Genomic DNA, 16,220 nt, shown 5'->3' on the forward strand with positions numbered 1-16,220 from the left:
GGGCACGGCCCGGTACACGGGCGGTCCCCGGGTCTCCCCGTGCGTGCAGGGAGTCCCGGGGACCGGTGGCAGGGCGGGCAGGTCAGACGGTCGTCGTCACCCGGCCGGTGAGACCGTGGTCGGTGCCGGCCGTCAGCAGGGCGGACCGGCGGGCCCGCAGCCGGGAGATGCTGACGATGCCGATCAGCGACACCACCATCAGCAGTGCCGCCACCGGCCAGTAGCTGCCCCCGGCGGCAGCCGAGAGCGACGCCGCGATGATCGGGGAGAACCCGCCGAAGACCAGATTGCAGAGCTGGTACGACAGCGAGATCCCGGTGTAGCGGACCCGGGCGTCGAAGCCCTCCGCCAGGATCGCCGCCATCGGCCCGTAGAGCGCCGACATCACGAAGCGCATGGCGAGCATCGCACCCCAGATCAGCAGAGTGCTGCCGGTGTGCACCACCAGGAACTGCGGCACCGCCAGCACCACCACGCCCGCGAGTCCGGCGATCACCACGGTGTGGGCCCCGATCCGGTCGCCCAGCAGGGACAGCCACGGGGTGACCACCAGCTCCAGGAAGGCCGCCAGGGTGAGGCCGTTGAGCAGCATCGACTGCGAGACATGCGCATGGTCGTCGGCGTATGCCAGCAGATAGCTGGTCACCAGGTAGTAGCCGCCGGTCGCGGTGGCCAGTCCGAGGACGCCGAACAGCACGGTGCGCCAGTCCTTCTGCAGCACCTCCACGATCGGCAGCTTGTCCTCGGGCTGCCGCTGCTTCTCGATCCCGGCCATGGCCGGGGACTCCTCCAGCCGCAGCCGGACGACCAGGCCGACGCCCACCAGCACCGCGGACAGCAGGAACGGCACCCGCCAGCCCCAGCTGTGGAAGGCGGAGCTGCCGAACAGGTTCATCAGACTGAAGGCGCCCGTGGACAGCAGCGCGCCGACCGAGGAACCGAGCTGGGCGAAGGAGCCGAAGAAGGTGGCCTTGCCCTTGGGGGCGCTCTCCACCGCCACCAGCACCGCACCGCCCCACTCGCCGCCGATCGCGATGCCCTGCACCAGGCGCAGCACGATCAGCAGCGCGGGTGCCGCGGCGCCTATCTGCGCGTAGGTGGGCAGCAGACCGATGCAGAAGGATGCGATGCCCATCATCAGCAGCGTGGTGACCAGCGTCTTCTTACGCCCGATGCGGTCGCCGATGTGTCCGAAGACGATGCCGCCGAGCGGCCGCAGCAGAAAACCGACGGCGAAGGTGCCGAAGGAGGAGAGGGTGCGCAGCAGCGGGGGCATGTCCGCCGGGAAGAACACATCGTTGAAGACGATCGCGGCGGCGGTGGCGAAGGCGTAGAAGTCGTACCACTCGATCGAGGTGCCGACGAGCGCGGCGAGCGCCGCTCTTCGAGGGTTGGCGGAGCCGGTGGCAGGAGCCGTCATGGGTCACTCCGGGCAGTCTGGGGCGGGGCCGGGAAGGGGACGGGGGCTGGAAAGGAGACGGGGACGGGGACGGGGGAACGGGGAGGGGACGGGTCAGCGGCCGGCGGCGGCCCAGGCGCGGCGTCCGCCCACCCAGGTCTCGCGGACCGCGATGTCACGCAGATCCTCGGCGGGGGTGTGTGCCGGATCGGCGTCGAGGACGGTGAAGTCGGCCCAGGCGCCGACGGCCAGGGTGCCGGCCGACTGCTCCAGGTGCAGGGCACGGGCCGCGGCCGCGGTGTGGGCGTGCAGCCCGGCGGCGACCGGCAGCCGCAGCGACTCGTCGCCGAGGACGGTGCCGAGGACGGTACGGCGGGTCGCGCCGGCGTACACCGCCTCCAGCGGGGCGGGCGGGGCGACCGGCGCGTCGGAGCTGAACACCACGGGGACACCGGCCTCGGCGCAGCGCCCGGCCGGGTTGTAGCGGTGGCCGAGCTCGCCCACCGCGGCCAGGGTGCCGTCGCCGGTGCGCAGATGGTGCTGGGGCTGCATCACGGGGACGACGCCCAGATCGGCCATCCGCTGGATCTGGTCGTCGGTGGGCAGGCCGCAGTGCTCGATACGGTGCCGGATGCCCGGGCGGGGCAGGTCCGCCTGGGCCTTCTCCACGGCGTCCAGGACCATGCCGATGGCGTGCGGGGACTGGGCGTGGGTGGCGGTCTGCAGTCCGGCCCGGTGGGCGCGGCCGACCAGCTCGGCGTACTCCTCGGCGGTGTGGTAGAGCTGCCCGTGGTGGCAGCAGTCGGCGGCATAGCCCTCGGGGAAGTAGGCGGTCCAGCCGCCGAGGGTGCCGTCTGCGTAGAACTTCACGCCCTGCACCCGGAAGCGGTCGTCGCCGAGCGCCCTGACCAGCCCGAGGTCGAGGGCGGTGTCCAGCAGCGCGGAGGTGAGGTACGCCGAGACGCGCATCCGCAGGTCGCCCGCGTCGCGCAGCCGCAGATAGGCCTCCACCTCGCGGCGCGAGGCCTGGGCGTCGCCGACCGTGGTGACCCCGGCGGCCAGGAAGACGTCCTGGGCGTGCCGCAGCTGGTCGGCGAGGACGGCCTCGGGCTCGTCGAGGTGGAAGTTGGGGCCATGGTTGCCGATCTTGATGCCATGGGGGCCGGTGATCAGATCGCAGGCGGCGTCCCACAGCTCGCCGTTGGGCTCGCCGCCGGCGAAGCGCCCGATCCGGCCGCCCTCCGGTTCGGCGGTGCCGGCGGTGATGCCGTGCAGCCGCAGCGAGGCGGAGTTGACGACACCGCCGTGACCGGAGGCGTTCATCACATAGACCTCGCGGTCCTCGGTGACCCGGTCGAGATCGTGGCAGGTGGGGTGGCGGCGCTCGGCGAGACGGCGGTGCTCATAGCCGAAGGCACGCAGCGGCACCCCGGCGGGCAGCTCGCGCGCGGCCTCGGTGAGCACCCGCACCAGGGTGTCGATGTCCGGCACCCGCTCGGGGCGGACATCCACCCAGGCGAGCGCCTGCCCGTACATCACCGGGTGGCAGTGGGCGTCGACGAAACCGGGGTGCACGACTCCGCCGTCCAGCGCCAGCTCCTCGTCGATATGGCCGAGGGCGGCACGGGCGTCGGCCACGGTGCCGATGTGCAGGACCCGGCCGCCGCGCACGGCCAGCGCCTCGGCCCGTGAGCCGTCGGGCGCGACCACGGCGGCGCCGGCCACCAGCAGCGTGCGGTCGTTGTGGTGCATGGGGATGCCTGCTTCCATTGCGGGGAGATTGTCGTTTCGACCGCGCGACATGGCGAGAACGGTCGATCCGTTGGCGCAGACACTAGGGTGCAATCGTTTCGATTGCCAGTGTTCGACGTAAAGAACTTTTCGGTTGTCTCCTTGGTCGCCTGCGGACGATTCGTTCGCCTGCTCGTGAGTGAGGGGCGGGTCAGGGCAGTCCGGCCGAGGCGTCGCCCGGCACCTTCCGGCCCAGGTCGTAGCGCTCCTTGACCAGCTCCAGATGGAACCAGCTCTCCAGCGAACGCACTCCGGCGCAGGTGCGGATGGACTCCAGTGTGCGGGTCACGGCGTCCAGCGACTCCGCGGTCACCGTGCCCACCAGATCCGCCGACCCCATGCACGCGGAGAGATAGGACACCCGGGGTGAGGCGGCGATCCGCTCGGCCGCGCCCGACGCGGTGCCGTCGAGCCGCACCGCGAAACCGCACAGGAAACCCAGCCCCAGCAGCTCCGGCCGTACCAGCGCCACCACCCGGGCGACCCCGCTGTCCATCAGTCGCAGGGTTCTCGCCCGGGTCGCCCCCGGGGACAGCCCCACCCGCTCGGCGAGATCGGCGAACGGCAGCCTGCCGTCCAGCTGCAACTCGTCCAGCAGTCGCTGGTCCACCTCGTCCGGCGTCACATCGGCCGGCGCGGCGGGCATCAGATACGGATCCTTGACCACCCGGGTGTACACCTGTGCCTGCACCTCCTGGACCCCGGGCAGCGAGCGCACCGTGTCCATCACCTCGGTCAGCGCCGGGAAGTCCGCCGCACGCAGCTCCGCCACCACCGGGCGGCGCCCTGCGGTCAGGGTGACGAAGGGTGCCTGCGGCAGCGCCGCGATCGCCCGCGCCACCGGGGCGGCCTCACCGCGGACGTCGATCGAGACATGGCCGGACGCGGTGATGCCCTGGACGGCCGGGTGCACGATGGCCACCACGCGCAGCGCCCCCGAATCCAGCAGCCGCTGCACCCGGGCCCGCACGGCAGGCCGCGACAGGCCCACCCGCTGTGCCAGCGACTCGTACTGCAGCCTGCCGTCCGCCTGCAGCTCGCGCACGACCTCACGGTCGATGTCGTCCAGGCCCGTGCCGTCCAGATCCACCCCGTGACTTCCTCTCCCATGGCCACCGGTGGCCATCTCATGCCACCGGACCCGGCCATTCTGCGCCACCGGCAGACCCGGGCCGGCCCCCGCCGGTTCCGCTCCGCGGGCAGGCATGGACAAGGTGGCAGGCGAAACGTAAGTTGCACCCCGTCACCGCATCCGATTCATCTGTGGAGCCCGTGCATGCCCAGACCCGTAGCCGTCTTCACCGATCTCGAGGACCTCGATCCGACGCCCGGGATCACCCTGCTCACCGAGGCGGGCTTCGAGGTCCGGATCGCCGACGCCCCCGACGCCGACTCCATCGTCCGGGCCGCCGCCGACGCCGTCGGCCTGCTCGTCGGCTACGCCCCGGTGGACGCCGCGCTGCTCGACCGGCTCCCCTCGGTGCGGATCATCGCCACTCTGTCCGCCGGGTACGACCAAGTGGACATCGAGGCGACGCGGGCCCGCGGCGTATGGGTGTGCAACCTTCCCGACGCCGCCACCGAGGAGGTCGCCGTCCACGCCCTCGCCAGCGCCCTCGCCCTGGTGCGCCGGCTGCCCCAGGCCGATGCGACGGTGCGCGGCGGAGGCTGGAACCAGGAGTTCACCCGGCGGGAACTGCCCCGGCGCACGAGCGAGTTGACCCTCGGCATCGTCGGGATGGGCCGCATCGGCAGCCGACTGGCCGACTTCGCCCGGCCGGTCTTCGGCAGGGTCGCCGGGTTCGACCCGCGGGGCCGCACCGGCCGCTGGCCCGCCCATGTCGAGTCCCTTGACCTGGACGGCCTGATCGAGAACAGCGATGTGCTCTCGCTGCACCTGCCGCTCACCGCGTCCACCCGGGGTCTGATCGACCGCCGGGAACTGGCCCGGATGCCGCACGGCGCCTTCCTGGTGAACGTCTCCCGCGGCGGACTCCTCGACCACGCCGCCCTGCTGGAGGCCCTGGACGAGGGCCGGCTCACCGGCGCGGCCCTGGATGTGCTGCCCGAGGAACCGCCCGCCGACGGCGACCCGCTGCGCACCCACCCCCGGCTGCTGCTCTCGCCGCACAGCGCCTACCTCAGCGACGCCGCCAACCGGGCGTACGTCGAGCGGCCCGCCGCCAACCTGGTCGCCTGGTACCGCACCGGCCGGCCCCTCACCCCCGTACCCGAAGGAGTGCCCGCATGACCGACCTGCTCGCCGCCCCCGCCGCCACCGGCTCCTGCGACGCCGAGGAGGAGCGGCGTCTGCGTCGCGAACTGGCCGCCGTCTACCGGCTGGTCGCCCACTTCCGGATGACCGACCTGATCTTCACCCATATCTCGGTGCGGCTCCCGGGGCCCGACCACCACTTCCTGATCAACCCCTACGGCCTGCTCTTCGAGGAGATCACCGCCTCCAACCTGGTCAAGATCGACCTGTCCGGCAACCCCGTCGAGGAGACGCCCCACAAGGTCAACCCGGCCGGCTTCGTCATCCACAGCGCCATCCACGCCGCCCGCGCCGACGCCCGGTGCGTGCTGCACACCCACACCAGGGCCGGCTGCGCGGTGGCCGCCCAGGAGGCCGGGCTGCTCCCGCTCAACCAGATGTCCATGGAGTTCTACGACCGGGTCGGCTACCACGACTACGAGGGCGTCGCCCTCAACCTCGACGAGCAGCGGCGCCTGGTCGCCGATCTGGGCGGCCACCCCGCGCTGATCCTGCGCAACCACGGTCTGCTCACCGTCGGCGAGACCCCCGGGCAGGCGTTCCTGCGGATGTACTACCTGGAGAAGGCCTGCGAGATCCAGGTGACCGCGCAGGCCGGCGGCGCACCGCTGACCGTGCCGTCCGCCGAGGTGTGCGAGTACACCGCCCAGCAGCTGACCGGCACCGCCGAGGCCGACTTCCAGGACGACGACGCCGTCGAGCTCGCCTGGTCCGCCCTGCTCCGCCTGGCCGACCGGATCGCCCCGGACCACCGCGACTGACCTGGATCACGGGGGTCGACCCCGATCACTCGGGACTGCCCCGGACCGTATGACGACCTCGACCGCCCGCCCCCGCCCCGGTGTCCCCGAAGGCGAGGGCGGGCGTTGTCACACCCTGAGTCACCCGCACGTTCCGTAAGGTGGAAAACCGTGCTTGGGCCGAGGCTGCGCCCTCGTCCGTCGAATCGAATGCGACCCGTCGAATTTCTCCCGGCGCCGTTGTTCCACGGTTCCGGCCGGGCTCGAAACCGGCTGCGCCATGACAGCCGGACCGGTCCGTCGTGCCTCATAGGCAAAGCCGATCAGACGTGCTGGATCTGATTATGGTTTCCGCAGGTCAGGATTCGTACCGTGGGGCAACCATTCCACACGAGGCCGGCCGGCACTTCCGCTCTCTCCAGCTGAACGGCCGACGCTCAGGGGCCAAGGAGGCTTATCGTGCTCGGGATCATCGGCGATCTCGTCGAAGACGTCGTTGTCTGGCTCGCGGAGCCGCTTCAACACGGCACGGACACGGCGGCTGAGATCTTCCATACCCGCGGCGGCAGCGGCGCCAATGTCGCAGCGTGCGCGGCGGCCCTCGGACCCACCCGGTTCATCGGATGTGTCGGGGACGACAGCCTCGGCGACACCCTGGTGGCCGGCCTTGCGGCAGAAGGCGTGGACGTCCGCGTCCAGCGCCGCGGAAGCACCGGCACCATCGTGATCCTCATCGATGAGAACGCCGAAAGGACCATGCTGCCGCACCGCGGCGCCTCGACCATGCTCGACGAGGTGCCGGACCCATGGCTCGAAGGACTGGAACTGCTCCATGTTCCCGCCTACTCGTTCGACGGCGAACCGGTCGGAGCCACGGCTGTCGATGTGATCCGGCGAGCGAAGAAGCGCGGTGTTCTCGTCTCGGTGGACGCCTCCTCGACCGGAATGCTGGCGGGTTATGGGGTCCGTCGATTTCTGGACCTCATGGCGGATCTGGAACCGGATTTCCTGATCGCCAATGAGAGCGAGGCCGAATTCCTCGGGCTCTCGGCCGGCGGCGCACCCGGCCCGAACCGTGAGAGGGTCGCCAAAACAGTCGTAGTGGCGAAAGCCGGTCCGCATCCCACCGTCGTCCACGTCCCGCACGGCGAACCCGTCGTCGTACCGGTGCCACCGGTGGAGCACATCCGCGACCTGACCGGCGCGGGTGACGCCTTCGCCGCCGGTTTCCTGTCCACGTTCCTCAGGACCAAGGACCTGTACGAGGCCTGCGTCAGCGGTCACGGCACAGCCGCACGGGTCCTTTCCGCCCCGGGCTCCACGGCGAAGCCCGCCTGCGACTAGTCGCATCCGACGTCAAGGACGGGACCCCGATGACGCGAGTGCTCCACGACACGGTCGAGGCGACCGTCGAAACGCCGCACAGACCCAGGTCCGTCGCGGCACTCATGATCGCTCTCCTCGCGGCCTGCACGGCCTTCCAGCTCAATGCCAGCATGCTCAGTCCGGTGCTGGTCGTCATGGCGAGAGAACTCCATACGGACCAGGTCGCCGTCGGGCTCTCCCAGACCGCGTTCTATACCAGCACAGCCGTCTTCGGGCTGTTCCTGCCGCGGCTGAGCGACATCGTCGGCCGGCGCAGGGTCCTGCTCGGAATGATGATCGTCATGGTCGTCGGGGCGGTCCTGGCCGCGCTCGCACCCACGATGACGGTCCTGGTCATCGCCCGGGCGATCCAGGGAGTCACGGGCGCGGTGGTGCCGGTGTGCCTGATGATCCTGCGGGACGAGGTCCGCGACCCACGGCGCTACGGGACCCTGATGGGAGTCGTCACCGCGGTCAACGGCGGCATCGCCGGTATCGACGCGATCGGCGGGGGCACACTCGGGACCGCGTTCGGTTTCCGTTCCGTGTTCTGGGTGATCGCCGCGGTCGGGGTGCTCGCCGTCGCCTGCTGCCACCGTGGCGTCCCGGAGAGCCGCCCCTCCCGAGGGACCCGCATGGACTGGTACGGAGGACTGTCCCTCGCCGCGGTCGTCTTCCTCTTCCAGTCGGCGGTCAACGAGATGGGCAAGGGCAGCGGTGCCGACCGGATGCTCATGGGAGGGCTGCTGCTCGGCGGTCTGATCGCCGCCGTCGCCTTCTGGCGCATCGAGAACACCGTCGAACACCCCCTGGCCTCACCGGCCCTGCTGAAGCGCCGTGCGACCTGGGCCACCGTGGCCACCACCGTCCTCACCCTGGCCGGGGTGATCGCGACCGTCAACGGCATCGCCATGTCGATCGCCCAGGACACCAGGGCGGGGTTCGGGCTGGGGGCCGATGCCGCCTCGCTGCTCCTGCTGACCCCCTACGCGCTGCTCGGCTGGATCGTCGCGCCCTTCGCGGGACGGCTCGCGCCCGTCGTCGGCTATCGCGCGATCCTGCGGATCGGGCTGGCCGGCAGCGTCGTCGGCATCGTGGGGCTCGCCCTGTTCGGAACCCGGAGTCTGACCTTCCTCGTCGGTGGGACCCTGCTCCTCGGAGTGGTCTACGCGGGAATGGCCAACATCATGCTCAACGGTCTCGGTGTCGTGCTGTCCCCGCCCGGCAACCCGGGTTTTCTGCCGGGCCTGAACTCCGCGGGCTTCGGGCTCGGCGCGGGGCTGAGTTTCGCCGTCCTGCCGGCCGTCGAGGCCGCCATCGGCCCCAACGGCCGGAGCAGCCATGCCGGATACACATGGGCCATGCTCGTCGGCGCCGTTATCATGGCGCTCGCGTTTCTGATGTCGTTGCTCATTCCCCGCCCGGTCGACGCGGAGACGAAGAGCTGACGGACCACCGGCCCGGGCGGCCTTTCGGACAGTCGAGGACGGGGGCGCCCGGGATCCAGTGGTCCGGGCGCCCCCGTCGTGACGAGCGGGGCAGTGGACAGCAGGCCCACCGGATCGAGGAGCGGGCCGTCGAGGAGAGGGCACAGGGTTCGATGTACGTCAAGATCTGCGGCTTGCGCACCGCGGAGACCGTGGACGCCGCCGTCGAGGCCGGAGCGGACGCCGTCGGTTTCGTCTTCGCCCCCGGAAGCCCACGGCTGATCGAGGCCCAGGCGGCATGCGCGCTGGCGGCACGGGTGCCCGGCACGGTGGAGACCGTCGGTGTGTTCCGCGGGCAGCCCGTCGAGGAGGTGCTGGCGACTGCCTCGTCCGCTCGCCTCACGACGATCCAGCTCCACGGGGACGAGGAGGACGAGGACTTCGAGCGGCTCCGCGCCGAAGGGTTCCGCACCATTCGCGCCCTGTCCTGGGACGTCTATCTCGCGCGGGCGCTGACCGACCCCCTGGACCGCCTGCTCATCGACGCACCGCTGCCCGGGAACGGCACGCGCTTCGACACCGATCTGCTGCTGGACCGGCCCCCGCGCGGATTCTGGCTCCTGGCCGGCGGCCTGGATCCCGCGAACGTGGCCGGGGCCGTACGGTCGGCGGCCCCCAAGGGCGTCGATGTCTCCAGCGGGGTCGAGTCCTCGAAAGGCGTCAAGAGCGCCGACCTGATCCGCCGGTTCGTGGCGGCCGCACGCAACGCCTGACGGCGCGGTGGGTGCGGCACGGCGCCACCCCCACCGCACAGCCGCGATCCGGCCGCCGACGTGGTGCCGTCCGGCTGGCGGCGGACTCCGCGTAAGTCGGGCAGGAACGCCTGTGGGCCCGTCCGGTCAGGCCGGACGGGCCCACAGGGTGATCGCGGGACGACTCAGCGGGTGAGAGCGGCGGCGATCCGGCCGCCGAGCGCGACATTGCCGCGGTAGACGGCGATATTGACCTCGAGGCTGCGGCCGCCCGTGTCGCGCTGGATGAAGTCCAGCAGGAACGGGGTGGTGTCGTTGCCGCTGATGCCGGCCTGCTCCGCCTGCTCCCAGGCGCGCGCGAGGATCGCATCGAGCTCGGCGGGCGGCAGCTGCTTGTCCTCGGCCACCGGATTCGCGATCAGTACCGCCTGCGGGAGTTCCAGAGCGTCACGGGAGGTGAGCACCGCGGCGGCCTCCTCGGGGGTGGAGACCGAGTAGGCGATCTCATGCCCGGAGTCGCTGACATAGAAGCCCGGGTACTTGGTGGTGCCGAAGCCCAGTACGGGGATGTTCAGGGTCTCGAACCGTTCGAGGGTCGCGGCGACGTCCAGGATCGACTTCACGCCCGCGCTGACCACCAGCACCGGCGTCTGCGCCAGCGTGGTCATGTCGGCGGACTCGTCGAACGTCTGCGCGGCGCCGTGGTGCACACCACCCAGGCCACCGGTGGAGAACACCTTGATCCCGGCACGGTGCGCCAGGAACGCCGTGGCGGCCACCGTGGTGCCGCCGTGCAGGCCGAGCGTGCTCACCACGGGCAGATCGCGCAGGCTGACCTTGGCGACGTCGTCCTCCTCGGAGAGCTTGGTGATCTCCTCGGTGCTCAGACCGACCGTCGGCCGCCCGGCGAACACGCCGATCGTCGCCGGTACGACGCCCTGGGCGCGCAGCGACTCCTCCGCCTCCAGCGCGACCTCCAGGTTGCGCGGCCGGGGCAGACCATGGGTGAAGATCGTCGACTCCAGTGCCACAACGGGACGACCTTGGCGTACGGCCTCCTGAACCTCGTCGGAAACACGGATCGCGGGTGCACTCATCTGCTGTGACTTCCTTCTTCCGAAGTGACTCTGCCGGCCTCCACAGGGGCCGATTCCCTCACGCTACGAACTCCATCCCCCGGGAACCACAATCAGTTCGGACCCATCCCATAGGCTTGACCTATGAAAATCACGCTGCGGCAGGTCGAGATCTTTGTGACGGTGGCCGAGCATCTGCACTTCGGGCGGGCGGCCGAGGCCCTGCACATCTCCCAGCCCACCGTGAGCCAGGAGGTCGGCAGGCTCGAACGGGCGCTCGGTCTTTCGCTCTTCGACCGCACCCGGCGTTCGGTGTCGCTCACCTCGGCCGGGGAAGCGATGGCCGAGGAGGGGCGCAAGCTGCTCTCCCAGGCCGAGGGCCTGGTCAGCAGGGTGCGGCTGTACGAGGAATCCAGGATGAAGACGATCCGCGTCGTCGCGACACCCAGCGTGGTGAACCGGCTGCTGCCGGCGGTGATCAGCCGGGCCGAGAAGGAACTGCCCGAGCTGGTCATCGAGGACATCGCCGTCGAGACCGGAGCCGTCTCCTCCCAACTGGCCGCGGGGCACGGGGACATCGGACTGGGCCGGTTCCTCGACCCGGTCGACGGGCTTCGCACGGAGGTGATCGCCGACGAGGAGGTCTTTGTCGCGCTGAGCCGCAACCACCCGTCCGCCGACGCCGCCCGGACATCGCTCGAGGAACTGGACGATCTGCCGCTGCTCCTGTGGCCGCGTGAACAGAACCCGAAGTACTACGACTACGTCCGGACCGTGTGTGTCGAGCGGGGGCTCAATCCGATGGTGCTGGTGAGCCCGCCGCGCATCGTCGGCTCCCGGCTGTATCTCCTGTCGGAGGCCAGGGCCTTCTCGCTCGTTCCCGGGTCCACCGTCGGACATCTCTCGGACGACCTGCGTGCCGTGCCCCTGGAGAAGCCGGCGACTCTCCCGTTGGAGATGCAGTGGCGCGCCGACGACCCCCGCCCCTATGTGAGAGCGCTCTGCGAGCTGATCGTGGACGAGGCCGGAAAGCTCGAACGAACGCGGTCGGCCACCACCGGGCCGCACAGCGGCCCCGCCTCGTGACGACGATCCGGGCGTACCGCCGACGAGCGGCAGTTCGGCGGTGCGATAGACGCAGCCTATGATTCGTTCGCCTTTCGGTTGTTGATGCCGAACGGACCCGGCTCCTAGCGTCGTACGGGGCCGCTGTCCGGTCGCCCGGGGAGTGTCCGCTCCCGGCCGGCTGAGCGGGGCAGGTCAGCGCGACCCTCCCGATGGCCGATACGCCGAGAGAGAGTCGAACGTGAGCACTTCCCTGCCGAAAGCCGCGGAGCGCGACGGCCTCACGACGACCGGGCCGGCCTCGCCCCGCCGGGATCCCGCACCCGACCAGGCGCCGTCGTCCAGGGTCCGCTCCCTGCTGGACCTGGTCGGATTCGGTTTCTTCCCGCTCGCGTTCATGAGTCGGCTGCCCTTCGCCATGACCGTGGTCGGTACGCTCACGCTGGTCTCGGACGTCCGGGGCTCGGTCGCCCAGAGCGGTGCGGTGTCGGCGGCGACCGGAATCGGCACAGCGGTCCTCGGGCCCGCGGTCGGCGCGTTCGCCGACCGCTACGGACAACGCCGGGTGCTGCTGACCTGCGCGGCCGTCAATATCGCCGGCCTGGTCGGATTCGTGCTGATGACGTACGCGTCGGTGTCGATCGTCTGGGTGGGTGCCGTCGGTTTCCTCGTCGGCGCGAGCGCCCCGCAGGTCGCGCCGCTCTCCCGCACACGTCTGATCACCCTGGTGACCGCCGGGACTCCGGCCGCCCACCGGCGCGACGGAATCCTGTCGCTGGTGATGAGCTATGAGTCCGTGGCGGACGAGTCCGCGTTCGTACTGGGGCCCGTGGTGATCGGACTGCTGGCCACGGCCTTCGGCGCCGGTGCGCCGCTTCTCGTCGCGGCCCTGATCGCCGCCGTGTTCGTGGTGGCCTTCGCCCTCCACCGGACGGCGGCACTGCCGAAGCCCCGCGACACGGCCGGCAAGGAGACGGCCGAGGACGCCCGGAGCGTCCTCCGCCTCCGGATCATGATCCTGCCCCTGGGGATGTTCCTGGTCGGCGCGTTCTTCGGTTCGACCCTCACAGCGCTCACCGTGTTCATGCGGGCTCACGGCAGGGAACTGTCGACCGGCATCGTCTACGGCGGTATGAGTGTGGGCTCGGTCGCCGTCGCGATTCTGATCGCCTTCGTCCCGGAGCGCTTCTCCCTGCGGGCGCGCTGGCTGGTGTTCGGCGCGATCGTCCTCGCGGCCTCGGGCCTGCTCGTCCGGGCGTCCTCGGTGGCGACGGTCACCGTGGCACTGGCGTGCGCGGGATGCGGGATCGGCGGCGTGATCGTCACACTCTTCAGCATCGCGAGCCGCCGTACCCCTCGAGGCAGGACCGCCACGGTCATGACCACGCTCGCCTGCGCCCTCATCGTCGGTCAGGCACTGTGGACCGCCCTCGGCGGAAGCATCAGCCAGGCCCATGGAGCGAGGACCGGGTTCCTGATGTCCGCGGCGACCGCCGCCGCGCTGCTCCTCGTCGGTCTGACGAGCTGTGCGATCGACGGTCGCCGCACCCCCGACCCCGTACGGAAAGGGAGCTGAGCGAGCAGGGCGCCCCCGTCGCCCTGCCGCCGCTCACCGTGCCGTGCCGAAGTCCTGGGTCCAGTAGCTGCCGGGCTGGGCGAGTCCCACGCCGATCTCCTTGAACCCGCAGTTGAGGATGTTCGCCTTGTGGCCGGGGCTGGACATCCAGCCCGCCATGACCTGTTCCGGGGTGGCGTAACCATAGGCGACGTTCTCGCCGTAGGAGCTCCAGGAGTAACCGGCCCGCGTGATGCGGTCGCCGGGGGAGGACCCGTCGGACCCGGTGTGCGACATGTTCCGATGAGCCGCCATGTCCTCGCTGTGCGCCTGTGCCGCCTTGGACAGGGTCGCGTTCAGCTTCAGGGGGGAGCAACCGGCCTTGCCGCGCTCGGCGTTGACGAGATCCACGACCCGCTCGACGGCCCCGGACGCGGTGGCGTTGGGCTTCGGGGTGCTCGGCGAGGTGGGGGACGGTGAGGCGGTGGTCGGCGAAGGGCTGGGGGTTGCGTCGGCCTTCGGCGCGGGAGCCGTGCTCCGCGTCGTGCTCGAAGGCGCCGTGGCCCTGGGCTTCGGCGCTGTGGTCCGGGGCGGCTTCGGCGTCGTGGCCTTCGGGGTGCTCGCAGCGGCGGTCGGCGTCTTGGACGGCGCCGAGGTCGGCTTCTCGCTCCCGTGGCCGTGCCAGTCGTGCCACCGGTCGCCGCTGTTCCACCGGTGCTCGGCCGCCTTCGCTCCAGCGCTGTGGGGGTGACTTTCTCCGCTGCCGTGCCAGTCGGTGCAGGCGAGGGCGACGGACGGCACGCCCACCGCACCCAAGGTGACGACAGCGATCAATATCCGTCGGTAGTGCCCCTGTTTCCGATGCTTTCCCATGTGTGATGTGACCTCACTCGCTGGTCGTCGAGAGCCCCTGATATGGCTCGCTCCGCGCCGACGTGGCTCCTGAGCTGCGGAGACGTCCTGTCGAGCGCCATTCTTGGGAGGGCTTCACATGGAGGGCAAAGGCCCTTAGTACTACCCGGTCTCGTAGGCATGGACGGCCCTTGCCCTGTGCCTGGAGGCATGCTGGGGCGGCCTCCCGCGTCTTGTGCGGCGTCCGTCGTCCCGTCAGAAACCCTTGTGCTGCTCCCGCGCGGGCGAAAACGCCGGGCGAAGGGAGAGCGATCGAGCCGGGCACTGTGCACGCCCCACATCAAACTGACAAATCCCCTAATGTCGCCGAGGTCGCGTCTACTATCGCGTGCGCCTAGTCGCCGAAGTCCATGTGACAGATGTCACCGGAACCGTCCGCATCCGCGGGCGTGCTCGGCGCCGCCGGCGTCCGTCCGACCCCCCCCACAGCTGCCGCCGCACCAGCCGGGCTGCCGAGTCACCACGGGTGTGGTTACGTCGGTGGAGACGGCCCCTCCACCGGATCGACGGAGGAAGGGAGCACCCATGATGTCCGCCCACGACACGGCCCGACAGGTCCTGGCCGGACTGGATGCCACCCTGATCCAGGACCTCGAAGCGCTTTACCAGGACCTGCACGCCCACCCCGAGCTGTCCTTCGAGGAGCATCGCACCGCCGCCGAAGTCTCCCGTCGCGCAAGGGACCTGGGGTACGAGACCACCGAAGGCGTCGGACGGACCGGTGTCGTGGCCAGGCTGGCGAGCGGCCGGGGCCCGACCGTGCTGCTGCGCGCGGACTTCGACGCACTGCCCGTCACCGAGCGGACCGGACTGCCCTACGCCTCCAGGAACGAGGGCGTGATGCACGCCTGCGGCCATGACGTACATGTCACCTGCCTGCTCGGCACCATGGCACTCCTCGCCCGCGCCCGCGACCGGTGGTCAGGCACCGTCCTGGCCGTGTTCCAGCCCGCCGAGGAGCTCGGCCGGGGCGCCCGGGCCATGGTCGACGACGGTCTGTACGCCCGCTTCGGGACTCCCGTCGTCGTCCTCGGCCAGCATGTGATGGCGATCCCGGCCGGCACCGTCGCCTGCCACCCCGGTCTGGCCTTCGCCGCCACGGACGCGCTCAAGGTGCGCATGTTCGGGCGTGGGGCACATGCGTCGATGCCGGAAGCGGCGATCGACCCGGTGGTGATGGCGGCCGCCACCGTGATGCGGCTGCAGACCGTGGTCTCCCGCGAGATCGCCTCCATGGACCGGGCCGTGGTCACCGTCGGTGCCCTTCGGGCCGGCACCAAGGACAACATCATCCCGGACGAGGCCGAACTCCAGCTCAACATCCGCACCTACACCCCGGAGGTCCGCGAGACCGTCCTGGGCGCGGTGGAGCGGATCGTACGCGGTGAGGCGGTAGCCGCCGGGGCGCAGCAGGAGCCCGAGATCAGCACCCTGCACACCTTCCCGCCGATGGTCAACGACGAGGACGCGTGCGTCCGCACCCTGGCCGCCATCGGTGAGGTGATCGGCCATGAGAGGCTGACCGACCCCGGGGCGTCGTCCGGCAGCGAGGACGTCGGCGTCTTCGGCACCAGCGCGAACGTCCCCGTCTGTTACTGGCTGCTCGGCGGCGTCGACCCCGACGTCCATGCCGAGGCCGAGGCCGCGGGCACCAGGAACCGCGACATCCCGCAGAACCACTCACCGTTCTTCGCGCCCGTCATGCGGCCCACCCTCACCGACGGCGTCACCGCGCTGACGTCCGCGGCCCTCGCCTGGCTCGAACCCGCTCCACGACCGGCGTCACCGTGACTTCCCGACGGGGAACCAGGGCACACCGGCAGGGAACGGCTGCACCGCGGTGCAGGTGCCCACGGCCCCGCT

13 protein-coding genes are annotated in these 16,220 nt (G+C 70.8%); 8 read left to right on the top strand and 5 right to left on the bottom strand.

Annotated features, from left to right (window positions below):
- Positions 1 to 82 precede the first annotated feature (82 nt).
- The 3 genes from CP978_RS32985 to CP978_RS32995 all read right to left on the bottom strand — a co-directional run bounded on the left by CP978_RS32985 (position 83) and on the right by CP978_RS32995 (position 4,280).
- Entirely contained in the window at positions 83 to 1,420 is a 1,338-nt protein-coding gene (locus tag CP978_RS32985) for an MFS transporter (protein ID WP_052454438.1), read from the bottom strand.
- Positions 1,421 to 1,513: 93 nt separating this feature from the next.
- Positions 1,514 to 3,169, bottom strand: coding sequence for an amidohydrolase (locus CP978_RS32990; protein WP_107070486.1), 1,656 nt, complete (start codon positions 3,167 to 3,169; stop codon positions 1,514 to 1,516).
- Between the two features lie 172 nt (positions 3,170 to 3,341).
- Complete coding sequence (locus tag CP978_RS32995) at positions 3,342 to 4,280, bottom strand: Lrp/AsnC family transcriptional regulator (RefSeq protein WP_227745577.1); 939 nt, start codon at positions 4,278 to 4,280, stop codon at positions 3,342 to 3,344.
- 186 nt (positions 4,281 to 4,466) lie between these two features.
- On the opposite strand from CP978_RS32995, the gene CP978_RS33000 reads away from it, so the two are divergent.
- The 5 genes from CP978_RS33000 (at position 4,467) to CP978_RS33020 (ending at position 9,770) form a co-directional block, all read left to right on the top strand.
- Positions 4,467 to 5,441: a C-terminal binding protein gene (locus tag CP978_RS33000; RefSeq protein WP_043447145.1), complete on the top strand. Its 975-nt coding sequence runs from the start codon at positions 4,467 to 4,469 to the stop codon at positions 5,439 to 5,441.
- The gene (locus CP978_RS33005; protein ID WP_043447147.1) at positions 5,438 to 6,226 is read left to right on the top strand and encodes a class II aldolase/adducin family protein; all 789 of its coding nucleotides are present in this window, start codon (positions 5,438 to 5,440) and stop codon (positions 6,224 to 6,226) included. The genes CP978_RS33000 and CP978_RS33005 overlap by 4 nt, the downstream gene beginning before the upstream one ends.
- A gap of 438 nt (positions 6,227 to 6,664) precedes the next feature.
- Positions 6,665 to 7,549, top strand: a complete 885-nt coding sequence (locus CP978_RS33010) for a carbohydrate kinase family protein (protein ID WP_043447148.1) — start codon at positions 6,665 to 6,667, stop codon at positions 7,547 to 7,549.
- A gap of 29 nt (positions 7,550 to 7,578) precedes the next feature.
- On the top strand, positions 7,579 to 9,018 hold the full coding sequence (gene uriT, locus CP978_RS33015) for a uridine transporter UriT (RefSeq protein WP_043447150.1): 1,440 nt from the start codon (positions 7,579 to 7,581) through the stop codon (positions 9,016 to 9,018).
- 152 nt (positions 9,019 to 9,170) lie between these two features.
- Positions 9,171 to 9,770 (top strand): phosphoribosylanthranilate isomerase, encoded by a 600-nt coding sequence (locus CP978_RS33020; RefSeq protein WP_043447152.1) that lies wholly within the window; start codon positions 9,171 to 9,173, stop codon positions 9,768 to 9,770.
- 164 nt (positions 9,771 to 9,934) lie between these two features.
- Here the strand turns inward: CP978_RS33020 and CP978_RS33025 are convergent, their stop codons facing one another.
- Positions 9,935 to 10,846: a pseudouridine-5'-phosphate glycosidase gene (locus CP978_RS33025; protein WP_043447154.1), complete on the bottom strand. Its 912-nt coding sequence runs from the start codon at positions 10,844 to 10,846 to the stop codon at positions 9,935 to 9,937.
- 123 nt (positions 10,847 to 10,969) lie between these two features.
- Between CP978_RS33025 and CP978_RS33030 the strand changes: the two genes are divergently transcribed.
- On the top strand, positions 10,970 to 11,911 hold the full coding sequence (locus CP978_RS33030; protein WP_052454440.1) for a LysR family transcriptional regulator: 942 nt from the start codon (positions 10,970 to 10,972) through the stop codon (positions 11,909 to 11,911).
- A gap of 220 nt (positions 11,912 to 12,131) precedes the next feature.
- Entirely contained in the window at positions 12,132 to 13,466 is a 1,335-nt protein-coding gene (locus tag CP978_RS33035) for an MFS transporter (protein ID WP_052454441.1), read from the top strand.
- A 33-nt stretch (positions 13,467 to 13,499) separates the two neighbouring features.
- On the opposite strand, the gene CP978_RS33040 is transcribed toward CP978_RS33035, so the two are convergent.
- The gene (locus CP978_RS33040; protein ID WP_043447156.1) at positions 13,500 to 14,318 is read right to left on the bottom strand and encodes a CAP domain-containing protein; all 819 of its coding nucleotides are present in this window, start codon (positions 14,316 to 14,318) and stop codon (positions 13,500 to 13,502) included.
- Between the two features lie 567 nt (positions 14,319 to 14,885).
- On the opposite strand from CP978_RS33040, the gene CP978_RS33045 reads away from it, so the two are divergent.
- A complete protein-coding gene (locus CP978_RS33045) occupies positions 14,886 to 16,148 on the top strand; it encodes an amidohydrolase (protein WP_079162602.1) in 1,263 nt (420 codons plus the stop codon).
- The last annotated feature ends 72 nt before the right edge of the window (positions 16,149 to 16,220 follow it).

Source organism: Streptomyces nodosus (assembly GCF_008704995.1).
GTDB lineage: Bacteria > Actinomycetota > Actinomycetes > Streptomycetales > Streptomycetaceae > Streptomyces > Streptomyces nodosus.

Excerpts from the sequence above, each read along its gene's own strand:
- CP978_RS32990 (WP_107070486.1), bottom strand. The coding sequence starts at position 3,169 with ATGGAAGCAGGCATCCCCATGCACCACAACGACCGCACGCTGCTGGTG.
- CP978_RS33025 (WP_043447154.1), bottom strand. The coding sequence starts at position 10,846 with ATGAGTGCACCCGCGATCCGTGTTTCCGACGAGGTTCAGGAGGCCGTA.
- CP978_RS33020 (WP_043447152.1), top strand. The coding sequence starts at position 9,171 with ATGTACGTCAAGATCTGCGGCTTGCGCACCGCGGAGACCGTGGACGCC.
- CP978_RS33000 (WP_043447145.1), top strand. The coding sequence starts at position 4,467 with ATGCCCAGACCCGTAGCCGTCTTCACCGATCTCGAGGACCTCGATCCG.
- CP978_RS32985 (WP_052454438.1), bottom strand. The coding sequence starts at position 1,420 with ATGACGGCTCCTGCCACCGGCTCCGCCAACCCTCGAAGAGCGGCGCTC.
- CP978_RS33040 (WP_043447156.1), bottom strand. The coding sequence starts at position 14,318 with ATGGGAAAGCATCGGAAACAGGGGCACTACCGACGGATATTGATCGCT.
- CP978_RS33005 (WP_043447147.1), top strand. The coding sequence starts at position 5,438 with ATGACCGACCTGCTCGCCGCCCCCGCCGCCACCGGCTCCTGCGACGCC.
- uriT (WP_043447150.1), top strand. The coding sequence starts at position 7,579 with ATGACGCGAGTGCTCCACGACACGGTCGAGGCGACCGTCGAAACGCCG.
- CP978_RS33045 (WP_079162602.1), top strand. The coding sequence starts at position 14,886 with ATGTCCGCCCACGACACGGCCCGACAGGTCCTGGCCGGACTGGATGCC.
- CP978_RS33030 (WP_052454440.1), top strand. The coding sequence starts at position 10,970 with ATGAAAATCACGCTGCGGCAGGTCGAGATCTTTGTGACGGTGGCCGAG.